Annotated in this window: 7 protein-coding genes; 2 read left to right on the plus strand and 5 right to left on the minus strand. The window is 67.0% G+C overall.

Annotated features, from left to right (window positions below):
• Positions 1 to 152: 152 nt before the first annotated feature.
• Complete coding sequence (otsB, locus tag GORHZ_RS05510) at positions 153 to 4,145, minus strand: trehalose-phosphatase (RefSeq protein ID WP_006331122.1); 3,993 nt, start codon at positions 4,143 to 4,145, stop codon at positions 153 to 155.
• 177 nt (positions 4,146 to 4,322) lie between these two features.
• Here otsB and glgX point away from each other — a divergent pair, with 177 nt between their 5' ends.
• A complete protein-coding gene (gene glgX, locus GORHZ_RS05515) occupies positions 4,323 to 6,464 on the plus strand; it encodes a glycogen debranching protein GlgX (RefSeq protein WP_157205080.1) in 2,142 nt (713 codons plus the stop codon).
• Positions 6,465 to 6,510: 46 nt separating this feature from the next.
• Here glgX and GORHZ_RS05520 read toward each other — a convergent pair whose 3' ends face one another.
• The 3 genes from GORHZ_RS05520 to GORHZ_RS05530 all read right to left on the minus strand — a co-directional run bounded on the left by GORHZ_RS05520 (position 6,511) and on the right by GORHZ_RS05530 (position 9,284).
• Positions 6,511 to 7,029 carry a hypothetical protein gene (locus GORHZ_RS05520; RefSeq protein WP_006331124.1) on the minus strand — a complete coding sequence of 173 codons (519 nt, stop codon included), beginning with the start codon at positions 7,027 to 7,029 and terminating at the stop codon, positions 6,511 to 6,513.
• Positions 7,026 to 8,597: a TGL-type protein-glutamine gamma-glutamyltransferase gene (locus tag GORHZ_RS05525; RefSeq protein ID WP_157205081.1), complete on the minus strand. Its 1,572-nt coding sequence runs from the start codon at positions 8,595 to 8,597 to the stop codon at positions 7,026 to 7,028. Before GORHZ_RS05525 ends, GORHZ_RS05520 begins: the two co-directional genes overlap by 4 nt.
• Positions 8,598 to 8,699: 102 nt before the next feature.
• Positions 8,700 to 9,284, minus strand: a complete 585-nt coding sequence (locus GORHZ_RS05530) for a DUF4386 domain-containing protein (RefSeq protein ID WP_006331126.1) — start codon at positions 9,282 to 9,284, stop codon at positions 8,700 to 8,702.
• A gap of 155 nt (positions 9,285 to 9,439) precedes the next feature.
• On the opposite strand from GORHZ_RS05530, the gene GORHZ_RS05535 reads away from it, so the two are divergent.
• Entirely contained in the window at positions 9,440 to 13,033 is a 3,594-nt protein-coding gene (locus tag GORHZ_RS05535; protein ID WP_006331127.1) for a hydantoinase B/oxoprolinase family protein, read from the plus strand.
• A gap of 55 nt (positions 13,034 to 13,088) precedes the next feature.
• On the opposite strand, the gene GORHZ_RS05540 is transcribed toward GORHZ_RS05535, so the two are convergent.
• On the minus strand, positions 13,089 to 15,440 hold the full coding sequence (locus tag GORHZ_RS05540) for an arylsulfatase (protein WP_006331128.1): 2,352 nt from the start codon (positions 15,438 to 15,440) through the stop codon (positions 13,089 to 13,091).
• Positions 15,441 to 15,497: the final 57 nt, after the last annotated feature.

The following is a 15,497-nucleotide window of genomic DNA, read 5'->3' on the forward strand; positions in this document are numbered from 1 at the left end:
AAACGAGGCCCATCAAAGGGTCAGGAGGACGCACAGGTGTTCGAACACAATGGCAGAAGAGAAGCGATTACGTTGCACTGCAACGGTTTTGCCAACGCTAACGGCTCAGGCGATCATCATATCGCGGGGGGTATGACGTTCCCGGGCGTCAATCACGGGAAGTGCACCGCACCCCCCGGACCGAGTTGCCGGACGTCCTCGCGGCATTCGACGGTGATCGGTTCGACCCTGCGGGGTTCGGAGGTGATCCGGACGCCGCTGCCGCTGATGTGCAGCTGCAGTCGGTGCCCGCGATAGAAGATCCGGAACGAGAGAGTGCCCAGCGCCGTCGGCCAGGCCGGGTTGAGGATCAGGCGGTCCGCGCGCATCTCCAGGCCGGTGAAGCAGCGCTGCAACAGGTCGATGCTGCCGGCCATGGCGGCCAGATGGATGCCCTCCGACGTCGTGCCGCCCTGAATGTCGGCGACATCCGAGAGCAGAACCCGCTCGAAGAAGTCGACCGCTCGGGCGCGATGCGACCGGGCGAGCACCCACGCATGCACCACCGAACTCAACGTCGAGCCGTGCGACGTACGGGCCATGTAGTAGTCGATGGTCCGCGGGATCGCCTCCGCCGGGAGCTCATAGCCGAGTTGGTCGAGTAGTTCGCGCAACTCGTCGGCCGACATCAGATAGAACAGCATGAGCACGTCGGCCTGCTTGGACGCGCGATAGCAGCTCACATCGTCGTTCTCGGCCTCCAGGATGCGGTCGAGACGCTGGATGTTGCCGTACTTCGCGCGATAGCCCTCCCAGTCGAGTTCCTTGAGCTTGTCGTAGCCCTCGAACTGGCTGATCGTGCCGTCGTGGAACGGGACGAACATCCGGCACGACAGTTCCCGCCAGTGCTCGAGTTCCGGTTCACGTAAACCGATCTCGTCGAGGAGGTTGACACGGTCGCGCTGCGGGATCGTGGCCAGCGCATCGAGGGCGCGGCCGATCACCCAGACCACCATGACGTTGGTGAACGCGTTGTTGTCGATTCCGTCGTACGGTGCGCCGGGGTAGCCGGCGTGGAACTCGTCGGGCCCGATCACCCCGCGTATCACGTAGCGGTCGTGCACCGGGTCGTAGGACGCGAGACTGGCCCAGAACCTGGCGATCTCGACGAGGAGTTCGGCACCGCACTCGACGAGGAAGGCGAGGTCGCTGGTGACCTGGAAGTACTGCCACACGTTGTACGCGACGGCGAGGCCGATGTGATGCTGGCGCGCACTCGGATCGGGATTCCAGTGTCCCGACCGCGGATTGAGGTGCAGTTTCTGGCTCTCCTCGCGGCCGTCGCTGCCCGACTGCCATGGGAACATCGCGCCCCGGTACCCGGCCTCGCGGGCGAGCTCACGCGCCTCGTCGAGCCGGCGATAGCGATAGCGCAGCAACGCCTTCGTGAGCGCGGGCAATCGCGGATTGAGCACCGGCAGCACGAACAACTCGTCCCAGAAGATGTGTCCGCGATACGCCTCACCGTGCAGTCCGCGGGCGGGGACACCGACATCGAACTCGGCGGTGTGGTCGGAGACCACCACCAGCAGATGCAGCAGGTGGACCCGCGTGACGCGCTGCGCCTCGGCGTGACCGTCGAGATCGATGCAGAACAGATCCCACAGCGCCACGAAGGCGCGCGCATGGCCGGTAAGGAGTTCGCGGAAGCGCCCGAGACGCGCCAGCGACCGCGACGCCGCCTCGCCGGGTTCGGAGATACCGGGGTCACGGCCGGTGTAGAGGGTGACCACCTTTTCCGCGGTCACACTGTCGCCGGAGGTCATGTCGACCGAGATCCGGTGCCCGATCCGGCGCGGTTCGTCGACGAGTTCATAGCGGCCCGCCACCTCCTCGTCGCCGTGCCACAGCGTGGTGCGCGAAGCCACCGCGACACCGATGCGGGACTGATTCGTCGTCACCCGCAACAGCACCGAATCGGTTGTCAGTGCCGAGGTTTCGTGTCCGGTGAGGTGATCGTTCGCCAATTCCCGGTAGCGTTCGACGAGGCTGTTGCGGACGTCCCCGTCGACGAGTGAGCGGAACTCGAGGGTGCCCGACCAGTCCTCGGCGGTGATCGTCGTCTCCAGCGCACAGACATGCGGCTGGTCCATCGACACGAACCGGCGCTGCCGGAGCGTCGAGGCGCGGCCCGCACCGTCGCGGAAGCGGATGTCGCGGGTGAGCACCGCCCGCCGCAAATCGAGGGTCTGCCGGAACGACAACACCTCCACCGAATCGATGTCGAACCACGGGCCGTCGTCGATCCGGAACGTGAGCGGCAGCCAGTTGGGCAGATTGACCATACTCTCGTTGTCGATCTCGGAATCACCGATATGGTCGAGGAGCCGGTTGAACACCCCGGCCACGTAGGTGCCCGGGTAATGCACCTGTCCCGCATCCGATTCCGGTGCGCAGCCGCGGGTGGCGAGGTAGCCGTTGCCGACGGTGCACAACGCCTCGCGGAGCTTCTCCTCGTGCGGATCGTAGGCGTCGTAGGTCAGCGACCACGCGCTGCTGGGTTCGCGCGATTCCTCGAGCAACCCGGCGATGCGACGCAACAACCTCGGTAGCGCGTCGGGCGAGTTGACCGCGAACTGCGCGGCCGATCGGCGATCCTTGTTCTCCGCGGCGCGCACCACAATGCCCAGGCCGCTGGTCGCCACCTGGTCGAAGGCGTCCTCGTCGGTGAGGTCGTCACCGAAATAGATCGGGACCGCGTCGCCGGGCACTCCCATCCGGTCCAGAATCCAGCTCAGGGCCTTGCCCTTGTCCCAGTCGACGTCGGGCCGCAGCTCGATCACCATACGGCCGTGCATGATCCGCAGGCCCTGCTGATTGCCGACCCGATGGGCTGCGGAGGTGATCGCGTCCACTCGGCCCGGATCGGCGTTGCGGTAGTGGACGGCGACGCTGAACTGCTTGTGCTCCAGCAGGACTCCCGGGATAGTGCCGAGCAGCCTCTGCAGTTCGGTTGCCGCGGCGTCGACCTGGGCGGTGGACCCTTGGGCCACCTCGTTGACGTAGTGTTCGCCCGCCGGTCCGACGAGCTCGACCCCGTGGCTGCCGGCGTACCAGATCCCGGGTAGGCCGACCCGCTCGCGAACATCGGGCACGTCCCGGCCGCTGATGACCGCGACGGGGCAGAGGGTGGCCAAGTGGGTGAGGGCGTCGCCCGCACCGTCGACGAGGGTTGCGGTCGCCGGATCGCGCACGATGTTCGACAGCGTGCCGTCGAAGTCGAAGAACATCGCCGGCACGCGGGTCGCAGCGATGGCGTGCATGTGGTCGAGATAGGTTCGGGCGTCGGGAATCGTGGAGATCCGCGCACCACCGAGGCGCACCCGGATCTCGACGAGGTCCTCGACCACCGCGTCCGCGCCGCGGGCGGCCAACGCCGCAGCATGCCCTGTGCGGTCGACCCCGATCACCTGCGCGAATCCGCCGCTGCGGCCGGCCGCGACACCGACCTCGGAGTTCTCGATCATGACGCATCGACGCGGTGTCACCCCGAGCCGGGTCGCAGCCTGAAGAAGGAGTGCCGGATCCGGCTTGCCCGGCAGACCGAGTTCCTCGGCCACCACACCGTCGACCCTGACAGCGAACAGATGCCCGATGCCGGTCGCGTCGAGGAACTCCGCACAGTGCCGGCTCGACGACACGACCCCGCAGGCGATGCCGAACGCCTGCAACCGGCGGACGAGGGCAACGGTGGACTCGAACAGCGTCACACCGTCGCGGGCGAGTCGCTCGCGGACCCGTTGCGCCTTGCGGTTACTCACGCCCCACACGGAATCGGATTCCGGCGGGTCGATGCGGTGGCCACGCTCGACGGTGATGCCGCGGGCGCCGAGGAACTCGGTCACCCCGACATCTACGGGCTTGCCGTGGACGTATGAGCGGTAGTCGTCGTCGGTGAACGGGCTCAGATCGGCGCCGACACGGTCGGTGTGCCTGCGCAGGAAGTCGTCGAACACGTCCTTCCAGGCGGCCGCGTGCACCGCGGCGGTGTCGGCGACGACGCCGTCGAGGTCGAAGATCACGGCATCGTGCAGACGGGCGTCGATCGTCACCCTGGCGCGGGTGGTGGTTGGTGCGATGGTCGCCGCTTCTTCAGACATCGTCATAAGACCAGCATCTCCCGTACGGCAGCGATTACACCAGGGTCGAGGTCGTGTGTCCGAGAGGACTTTGGTCCGTTATCCGCAATGCGGGGTGGCCCTGTGTATCGGCCGTGCAACGAGTCGCGGAACTTTCCCGGGTTGAGATGGCACGTTCAACCGGTGTCGGTCATGGTCTAGTACATGGAACCCGTCCCGAGTCATCGATTCTCCGATGCGACCGACGTGGTGCCCGCGTGGGGGGCCTCGGACCCCGAATCCGTGGGCAGCAGCTCTCCGCTGGGTGCGACCCTGCGCGACGGCGGCGTCAACTTCAGCGTGTTCTCCAAGGACGCCACACAGATCGACATCCTGCTGTTCGACGACGAGCAGGCCTCCGAGCCGTCGACGGTGATCTCATTGGACCCGTACCGGCACCGCACCTACCATTACTGGCACGCGTTCGTGCGCGGGATCGGACCGGGGCAGGTCTACGCCTACCGGGCGCACGGCCCGGTGGTGGCCGAACGCGGGCTGCTGTTCGACCGCGACAAGGTCCTGCTCGACCCCTATGCCAAGGCCATCGTCGTGCCCACGGCCTACGATCGCCGCGCGGCCGCGCTGCCCGGCGACAACGTCGCGACGGCGATGAGAAGCGTCGTGGTTGACCCGGGTACCTACGACTGGGAAGGGGACCGGCCGCTGCGGCGACCGGCCGCGGAAACCGTCATCTACGAGATGCATGTGCGTGGCTTCACCCGGCACCCGAACTCCGGTGTCGCCGCACACAAGCGTGGCACCTACGCGGGGCTGATCGACAAGATCCCCTACCTGCGCGACCTGGGCATCAACGCGGTCGAGTTGCTGCCGGTGTTCCAGTTCGACCCTCAGGGCGCCCCCGACGATCTGGTGAACTACTGGGGATACCAGCCGGTGTCGTTCTTCGCGCCCCATCACACCTACGCGTCGACGTCGGGGGCGCTCGCGGTGCTCGACGAGTTCCGCGACATGGTCAAGGCCCTGCACCGCGCCGGCATCGAGGTCATCCTCGACGTCGTCTACAACCACACCGCCGAGGGACGACCGGATGAACCGACGTTCGCCTATCGTGGCCTGGCCAACGACCATTACTACATCCTCGAGCAGGACAGGTCCCGCTATGCCGACTACTCGGGATGTGGGAACACACTGAACGCCAACCAGTCAATCGTGCGCCGGCTGATCTTGGACAGTCTGCGCTACTGGGTCTCCGAGATGCACGTCGACGGGTTCCGCTTCGATCTCGCCTCGATCCTGGCGCGCGACGAAAGGGGCCGTCCCCGCTCGAGGCCGCCCGTGCTGTGGGACATCGAAAGCGATCCCATCCTGGCGGGGACGAAGCTGATCGCCGAGGCCTGGGACGCGGCGGGGCTGTATCAGGTGGGATCGTTCGTCGGCGACGCCTGGCTGGAGTGGAACGGGCGATTCCGAGACGACGTGCGCCGCTTCGTCCGGGGCGATCACGGAACCGTTCAGGGGCTGGCGGCACGTCTGGTCGGTAGCCCGGACATCTATGGTCAGGACCACCGGGAGGCCGAGCAGAGCGTCAATTTCGTGACCTCGCACGACGGTTTCACGCTCAACGACCTCGTCTCCTACAACGGGAAACACAACCAGGCCAACGGTGAGGGAAACCGCGACGGCGACAACGACAATCACAGCTGGAACTGCGGGATCGAAGGGCCCTCCACCGATCCGGAGGTCGAGGCGTTGCGCACCCGCCAGATCAAGAACCTGCTGGTGCTGAACCTGCTCGCCGCCGGCATGCCGATGCTGGTCATGGGTGACGAGGTGCGCCGAACGCAGCACGGCAACAACAATGCTTACTGCCAGGACAACGAAATCAGCTGGTTCGACTGGGACCTCGTCGAACGCCACGCCGACGTTCGCCGGTTCGCGGCACGGCTGATCGCCTACCACACGTGCCCGGTGGGTGACGGGCTTCCGCTCGTGCTGAACGAACTGCTCGAGCGCGCCGAGATCGAGTGGCATGGCGTGCGGCTGCATCGCCCGGACTGGTCGGAGGATTCGCATTCGCTGGCGATCTCGCTGCACAGCCTCAGGGCCGCGGTCTGCCTGCACGGCATGGTGAACGCGTACTGGGAGCCCCTGACATTCGAGGTCCCGTCGACACTGTCACCCACGGGCGAGTCAACGCCCTGGCGACGCTGGATCGACACCTCGCTCCCGTCGCCGCAGGACATCGCGCCATGGCATGCGGCGGCGCCGATGACCGACTGGGAGTACACGGTGCAGCCCCGTTCGGTGGTCGTGCTGATCCGGACCGGGTGCCCGGTGGCGCACTGATGATTACGGGAGGCGTCTGACGCGCCGTTGGGACGTCCTGGTGGTGTCAGAGTTCGACGGCGCGCGCGTTCAGGTCTGCAACGGCGACGTCATAGGGGTTCTCGAAGTCGCCCGCCAGTCGCTGGACGATCTCGGTCCCCGTCGACAGCGACGCCGCGTCGACCTCACCGCGCGGCCAGGGGAGCACGGGAGTGTCGAACAGGTCCTCGAGGCGTCGGCCGTCGACGGTGATCGGGCCGGTCTCGGCGATGCCCACGACGTCGGCGTCGCCCCAGCGGGTGACCGGAAGTCCGCGGATGACCAGCCGGTCGGCCCCGGCCCGCAGCGCCAGGACACCGCGCTCGCCCTTCAGCCACACCACGTCGCACCCGGGTGCGACCTGGTAGCGGTCGATGGTGTGGATACCGCGTGGGGACACGTCGAGGCCGGTGCGGGCGCTGTCGGCGACCAGGATCCAGCGCCCGCGCGGTGTGGCGTCGATCGTGACGTCGAGCCGGAGCACCTGCTTGGGCGGGCGCTTGGGCTCGGTCGAGACGAGCGTTGCGGAGGCGGTGAAATCGGTCATGGCGTGCGGAGGCCCTCAACCTTGGTCGGGTCGAGACGCGAGGCCGCACCGGCGAAGTAGCCGCCCTTGCGCTCGGTTCCGTTGATCGTGTACGCGGGATCGTTGAGGATGTTCGCGACCGTCACGGTGTCGGCGAATTCGCCGCCGTCCTCGCGGTATTGCGATGGGATCCGGCTCTTGTACTTGAGGTAGAGGCCCTCGAGATAGGCCGTGTCGCGATCGCGGTATTGCTGATTCGGCGAGGACACCTCGGGTGCGTCCGACGCGTAGGTGTCGAGCAGCCTGGCGTAGTCGCCGCCGTCGCGTGACCCGTTGTACGCGTCGGCCATCTCCTGGAGCATGTCCCGCTCGGTCATCGGGCCGGCCCCGAGGCCGGCCCAGATCTGTTGCCCGCCGGAAGTGCCCATGAACACGGCGTTCTCGCCTTGCCAGGCACCGCCCGGATGTTTCAGCAGATACTTGGGGTGGTTGTAGAAGTACACCCAGTCCCCGTCCTTCACCGGGCGATTCCCGATCGTGCCGAACTCGCCGGCGCCCGCGCCGTGCGCGGAGGTGAACATCCCGTCGACGGGAGTGCCTTCGGTGCCCGTGTGAATCCGCAGTCGCCGGGCCTCGGGCACCGGAGTCGATGTCGACCCGAACAGCGTGTCGAACCTGTCGTCGCCGATCGCGGCGCGCAGCGTGTCGATCTCGATCGCCACGATGCAGCTCAGACACTCGGCGATGGTGAGTCCCTTCAGCCACGACCGGATACCTTCCGACGCGCTCTTGCCCGGCTTGAGCTTCCAGTCCATCCAGGCGGTGCGATCGAAGAGGGACGGGTCGGCGAGCCCGCTGCGCCAGTCGTCGTCCCACCGGTAGTTGGCGGGGTCTTTCATGTGCTCGGCGTGGTAGTTGTAGTCGTACCAGACCCCCTTGTCGGGCCCGAATTGCGTGTTCGCCTTCGTCATCCCGGCGATGACGTGCTTACCCATCTCCTCGGTGGTGGCCGCGATCTCGGGCTGCCCGGTCTTGCCGCCACCGCCGGCCAGTTCATCGAGCTTGCCCATCGTTTGGCGACCGACGGTACCGTCCTTCGATTCCAGTCCGTGTTTGGACTGGAAGGCGACCGCTGTCGCCCGGGTCTCGGCACCGAAGACCCCGTCCATGGAACCATCGGACTTCGTCGACTTCGGCATCGCGAAACCGTCGGCGACAAAGCCCCGCTGCACCTTGGCGACTGCGGGGTCGGTGCGTCCCTTCCGGAGGAGCGGGGAGTTGTCGTAGGCCGCCTCCAGCACCGGATCCCCGGCGTATCGCGGCGAGGTGAGGTTGCGCGTCTTCTCGGCCGGGGTCAGCGGCGCCCGCTGAATGTGGATGTCGCCCGGGCGCCAGCCGTCGGTATCCCGCCGCTCGACGAGGTCGGACACCGCGTGGTTGCCCGCGGTCTGCTGCAGCTCGGTCACCCGGGCGAGCGACAGCGGGCGGGTATCGGTGGCCGTCGGGGAATGAGCGGCGGATGTGCGGTCGGCAGGGGCGGACCGTCGGGGCCATCCGAGGTCGGTCTCTCGCGCACGCCAGCCGGGCATGGACCAAGTGTGCAGCAGCTTCACCGTGCCCGGAAGCACGTCTGCACCATCGGGCAACGCGCCGACACGACGGGGCACGCACGCGTGGCTGCGCGTGGGGGATCAGCGCGCCGCGACGGCGGTCTCGTTGAATCCTCTGGCCATCAACCAGATCGCCAGGAAGATCTCGTTCGTGATCATCAGCACCAACGTCGCGTCCAACGCCGGGTTGCTGAAGTCGAACCACGACAGCACCGTCGTCAGCACCAGGACGGCGACCGCGACGAAACCCCAGATGGCGATGAACCGTGGGACGAGCCTCGTCTGGTAGAGCAGGTAATACATGACGGCCGCGCCGATGATGAAGAAATATATCTGGACGTATTCGTACAGATCGTCTCGAACCCCGGTCTTGCCGGCCAGGAACAGCGTCCCGGCCGCGATCATGATCACGCCCTCGGCCATTCTCGCCCAGAAGTAGACGGCCGATGCGATGCGGGACGACGGCCGGAACAACGGATAGAGCAGGATCGCTATCCCGATGACCGACAGACCGCTGAGGACGTCGACGATGAAGGTGATCGCCCCGGAGTCGGTCGCCTCGGCGAAGAGCATCAGATACGCGGTGAGGATGAACACTCCCGCGAGCGTGGCCCGTGTTCTCCGTGGCAGACCGACCGCCGACGGTGTCGCGGATCGTTCCCACATGCCCCCATTGCTACCCGGCGCGGCGGTGTGTGGGCCAGTGCCAAAAGTCACCCAAGTGTGGTCTCGGCGCGCCTGCACTGGCGGTCGACCCGCAAAAGAGGTAGACCCGGAAACGAGATACCACGGCCGGCGCATCGGCGACGAAAGGGATCGCGATGGCAGATGCGGGATGGCAGTTCTGGGTTGACCGGGGCGGCACGTTCACCGACATCGTGGCGCGTCGGCCCGACGGACGCCTACTGACACACAAGTTGCTCTCGGAGGACCCCGCACGCTACCGCGACGCGGCGGTGGCCGGGATCCGGGCCCTGCTCACGACGACCCCCGACAGCGAGCCCATCCCGGTCGCGGACGTGGAAGCGGTGCGGATGGGCACCACCGTCGCGACCAATGCATTGCTGGAACGCACAGGGGAGCGCACGCTCTTGGTGATCACGCGCGGTTTCGGCGACGCACTGCGCATCGGCTACCAGAATCGTCCCCGCATCTTCGACCGGCACATCGTGCTGCCGGAGATGCTGTACGAGCGGGTCGTCGAGGTCGATGAGCGGATCAGGGCCGACGGCACGGTGCTGCAGGCGCCGGATCTCGGGCAGCTGGGCGAACGGCTGCGGGAGGCGCACGCCGATGGCATCCGCGCAGTCGCGGTGGTGTGCCTGCACAGTTACCTGCACCCGGCCCACGAGGTGGAGATCGGCAAACTCGTCGAGCAGATCGGTTTCGACCAGATCTCGCTGTCGTCGGAAGCGAGCCCACTGATGAAACTGGTTCCGCGCGGAGACACCACGGTGGTCGACGCCTACCTGTCCCCGGTGCTGCGTCGTTATGTCGACCAGGTGGCAGACCAGATGCGCGGTGTGCGACTGATGTTCATGCAGTCCAACGGCGGGCTCGCCGAAGCGGGGCACTTCCGCGGCAAGGACGCGATCCTGTCCGGTCCGGCGGGCGGCATCGTGGGCATGGTCCGCATGTCCGCGTTGGCCGGATTCGACCACGTCATCGGCTTCGACATGGGAGGCACCTCCACCGACGTGTCGCACTTCGCCGGTGAGTACGAGCGGGTGTTCGACACCCAGGTTGCCGGGGTCCGGTTGCGTGCCCCCATGCTCGACATCCACACGGTGGCGGCAGGCGGCGGGTCGATCCTGCATTTCGACGGCACCCGCTATCGCGTCGGCCCCGATTCGGCCGGCGCCGACCCCGGCCCGGCCTGCTACCGCGGCGGCGGTCCACTCACCGTCACCGACGCGAACGTGATGCTCGGCCGAATCCAGCCCGAGCATTTCCCGGCGGTGTTCGGACCCGACGGGAAGCAGCCGCTGGATGGCGAGATCGTGCGGCGGCGTTTCGCCGAACTGGCCGCCGACATCGGGGCGGCCACCGGCGACCGGCGCTCGCCCGAACAGGTCGCCGAGGGCTTCCTGAGGATCGCGGTGACCAACATGGCCAATGCGGTCAAGAAGATCTCCGTCCAAAAGGGGCACGACGTGACCCGCTATGTGCTGACCACCTTCGGCGGCGCCGGCGGGCAGCATGCGTGCGCGGTCGCCGATGCGCTCGGTATTCGTACCGTGCTCGTCCCGCCGATGGCCGGTGTGCTCTCCGCGCTAGGGATCGGCCTGGCCGACACCACCGCGATGCGCGAGCAGTCGGTGGAGATCGGACTCGACGCCGCCGCCCTCGACCGGCTGGCCGCCGTCGCGGACTCCCTCGAGCAGGCCGCACGTGCCGAACTGCTCGACGAGGGCATCCGGCCCGAGCAGATCCGGGTGGTTCGCCGGGTGCACGTGCGCTACGACGGCACCGACACGGCGATCCCGGTTCGTCTGGCCGAGCTCGACGAGATGACGACCGCCTTCGAAACCGCCCACCGGGAGACGTACTCGTTCCTCATGGACCGTCCGTTGTTCGCGGCGACGATCTCGGTGGAGACGACCGGGCTCACCGAACAAACTGATCTGTCCGACTTGGCGTTTCAGGTCGCCGACGCGGCCGGCGCACCGGACACCGTCGGTGTCTACACGGACGGATCGTGGCGTGACGCCCCGCTGAGTCACCGGGAGCGGATGCGGGTGGGAGACACGATCACGGGACCGGCCATCATCGCCGAGGCCAACGCCACCACCGTCGTCGACGACGGCTGGCGCGCGACGATGTCGCCGTCGGGACATCTGCTCGTCGAGCGCATCGTCGCCCCTGCGGCTCCGGATGCGGGCACCGAGGCCGATCCGGTGCTGCTGGAGATCTTCAACAACCTCTTCATGTCGATCGCCGAGCAGATGGGCTTCCGGCTCGAGTCGACCGCCCAGTCGGTGAATATCCGTGAACGCCTGGATTTCTCGTGCGCGCTGTTCGATCCTGACGGCGACCTGGTGGCCAATGCACCGCACATCCCGGTCCATCTCGGGTCGATGGGAGCGACCGTCAAAGAAGTCGTCCGCCGCCGCGGCGCCATGAGGCCCGGCGACGTGTACGCGGTCAACGACCCCTACCACGGCGGTACCCACCTGCCGGACGTCACGGTGGTGACCCCGGTCTTCGACACCGCGGGCGAGCACATCCTGTTCTTCGTCGCCTCCCGCGGCCATCACGCCGAGATCGGCGGGATCACCCCGGGATCGATGCCGGCGAACAGTCACGACATCCACGAGGAGGGCGTGCTGTTCGACAACTGGCTACTCGCCGAGGGCGGACAGTTCCGCGAGTCGGCGACCCGAGACCTGCTCACCGAAGGGCCGTTCGGCTCCCGCAATCCCGACACCAACCTCGCCGACCTCCGCGCACAGGTCGCCGCCAACCAGAAGGGCGTCGACGAGGTCGGCAAGATGATCGACCACTTCGGCCTCGATGTCGTGCAGGCCTACATGCGTCACGTCCAGGACAACGCCGAGGAAGCGGTCCGTCGCGTCATCGACAGACTCGACGACGGCGACTACCGCTACACCACGGATTCGGGTGCGACGATCGCCGTGCACATCGCGGTGGACCGCGAAACCCGCAGCGCGACCATCGACTTCACCGGAACATCGCCGCAGTTGGATACCAACTTCAACGCGCCGTCGTCGGTGGTCACGGCCGCGGTGCTCTACGTGTTCCGGACCCTGGTCGCCGACGAGATCCCGCTCAACGACGGCTGCTTGCGGCCGCTGCACATCGTCATCCCGGACGCGACGATGCTCGCACCCGCCTACCCGGCCGCGGTGGTCGCCGGCAACGTCGAGACCTCGCAGGCCATCACCGGTGCGCTGTTCGGCGCGCTGCGGGTGCAGGCGGAAGGGTCCGGGACGATGAACAACGTCACCTTCGGCAACGCGCGGCACCAGTACTACGAAACCCTCGGGTCCGGTTCCGGCGCGGGCGACGGGTTCGACGGCGCGTCGGTCGTGCAGACGCACATGACCAACTCGCGGCTCACCGATCCGGAGGTTCTGGAATGGCGTTTTCCGGTGTTGCTGCGGGAGTTCGGCATCCGGCGCGGCAGCGGCGGCTCCGGACGTTGGCACGGCGGTGACGGCGGTGTCCGTCGGATCGAGTTCACCGAGCCGATGGTGGTGAGTACCCTGTCCGGACACCGGCGCGTGCCGCCCTACGGGATGGCCGGCGGTGCACCGGGGGCGCTGGGACACAACCGTGTCGAACGCGCCGACGGCACCGTCGTCGAGTTGGCCGGGTGCGACTCGACCGAGGTCCGGCCCGGCGACACACTCGTCATCGAAACCCCCGGCGGGGGCGGATACGGCATCGCCTGATCGGACCGGAACCTCGAACCTCGCACAGCACTCCGGGCCCTACTGCACCTCAGGCCTACTGTGTGGCCATGAAGATGCGTGAGGACAACTCGGAGGCCGCAAGCTTCGCTTCGTTGGTGGCCACCTCGTCGAAGGACTGGCCCGAATCGATGTCGACCATCGCCCGATGCAGCTTCCCGGTGAACCGGAAGGGTGACTCGTAGGCCTGCGAGACCGGCGTGATCAGATCGCAGCCGATGTCGAAGGACTCCTGGACCGTGTACCGCATCGGCACCTGTTGCGCGAAGGTGCCGGCACCGATCACGTCGGTGCCCGCGCGCAAGGTGGCCCAGCCTCCGGTGCCGAGCGTGCCCGGCTCGTCGCATTCGATCTGGGCCGACACGACGTAGCGGCCGACCGGCAACGGCGCGTCCGAGGACACCCGGTAGCGGTGCTCCCCGAACCAGTTGTGCTCCCAGTGCAGTCTGCCGTCCTGCACGAAGAACGTGTACCCGGCCGTACGCCCGCCGCAGGAGATCAGCACACCCTCCGTGCCGCTGTCGAGGATCTCGATCTCGGCGGAGAGAACGTGGTCGACGTTCTTGATCGGCGGCGACGAGGTCTCCGGAACGCGCACCGTTCCCGGGAAGTACGTGAAGTTCTTCTTGCCGGCGATATGGCTCGGGCGCAGGCTCACGTCCGCGCGTTCCGAGAATCGATCGTCGAGCGGCAGCACGTTGTACTTGGCGGCCTCGGCCATGAACAGGTCCTGCAGCTCACGGAGCTTCCCGGGGTGCTCTGCGGCAAGATCGTGGGCCTGTGAGAAGTCCTCGTCGACGTTGTACAACTCCCAGGCGTCCGCAGCGAAGTCGGCCGAACCGCGCATCTGCCACGGGGTCTTGTGCTTGCAGCCCGCGACCCAGCCCTCGTGGTAGATGGCGCGGTTGCCGAACATCTCGAAGTACTGGGTGAGGTGCCGGTCGTCGGCAACGGCGTCGGTCCAGGTGTATGCCATCGACGTGCCCTCGACCGGTGTCTGCGCCGCGCCGTTCACGTGGGTCGGGTGGGGGATACCGACGGCCTCGAGGATGGTGGGCGCGATGTCGATCACGTGGTGGAACTGGGAGCGCACGATGTCGTTGTCGTCGATGTGCCCGGGATGGCGCATGACGAGTCCGTTGCGGGTGCCGCCGAAGTGCGAGGCCACCTGCTTCATCCACTGGAACGGGGACGAGCCCGCCCAGCACCACGGCACCGGATAGTGGTTCTCGTGGTTCGGACCGCCGATCTCGTCGATGTGTGCGAGCATCGTCTCCAGGTCGTCGTTGAAGCCGTGCTGCGTCTTCATGTTGTTCAGCGTGCCGGTGAGTGTTCCCTCGGCGCTGGGCCCGTTGTCGCCGATGATGTAAATGACGAGCGTGTTGTCGGCGACCCCGAGCGTGTCGAGCGCATCGATGAGGCGGCCCGCCTGGGCATCGGTGTGCTCGAGGAACCCGGCGAACACTTCCTGCATCCGGGCGTACAGCCGCTTCGCGTCGTCGGACTGCTCATCCCAGGCCGGGATCTCATCCGGGCGAGGGGTCAGCTCCGTGTCCGCGGGGATGATGCCCAGGGCCTTCTGGCGTTCGAACGTCAACTGCCGTTCGCGGTCCCAGCCGTGGTCGAACGCACCGCGGTACCGATCCGACCACTCTTTGTCGACGTGATGAGGCGCGTGCGCGGCGCCCGGCGTCCAGAACACGAAGAAGGGCTTGTCGGGAGCCGAGGCCTTCTGATTCGTCATCCACTCGATGGCCTTGTCCGCCATCGCCTCGGTGAAATGCCAGTTCTCGTCGGCGTCCGCGGGACGCTCGACCGGACTGGTGTTTTCCCACAACGGGGTGTTCCACTGGTCGGCTTCACCGCCCAGGAACCCCCAGTAGTACTCGAAGCCCTTGCCGGTCGGCCAGCGGTCGAACGGGCCGGCGGCACTGGTCTCGTGGTCGGGGGTGTTGTGCCACTTGCCGAATGCGGCCGTGCTGTAGCCGTTGAGCTTGAGGACCTCGGCGACGGATGCGGATTCCGGACCCCACTGTCCGTCGTAGCCGGGAAATGCGGTCGCCAGCTCCATGATGTTGCCGGAACCCACCGAGTGATGGTTTCGTCCCGACAAGAGCGCTGCACGGGTGGGCGAGCACAGTGCGGTGGTGTGGAATCGGTTGTAGAAGGCGCCCTCCGACGCGAGTTGTTCGAGGTGCGGAGTCCTCGCGGGCCCGCCACACAGGCTGGGCTGACCGAATCCCACGTCGTCGAGCATGATGACGACGACGTTCGGAGCCCCCGCGGGCGCCGACGGTGGGCTCATCACGCCCGCCTGGGAATCCTGGTAGGTCACGCCGATCTGCCCGGAGAACGGTTCGGGCGGAAGCGGCAGGTGTTCGCGGCTCATGGTGTTTTCCTCAATGATGGTGTGGCGCTGATGTTGTGGCGAATGATGTTGTCGCGC

Source organism: Gordonia rhizosphera NBRC 16068, from assembly GCF_000298195.1.
GTDB lineage: Bacteria > Actinomycetota > Actinomycetes > Mycobacteriales > Mycobacteriaceae > Gordonia > Gordonia rhizosphera.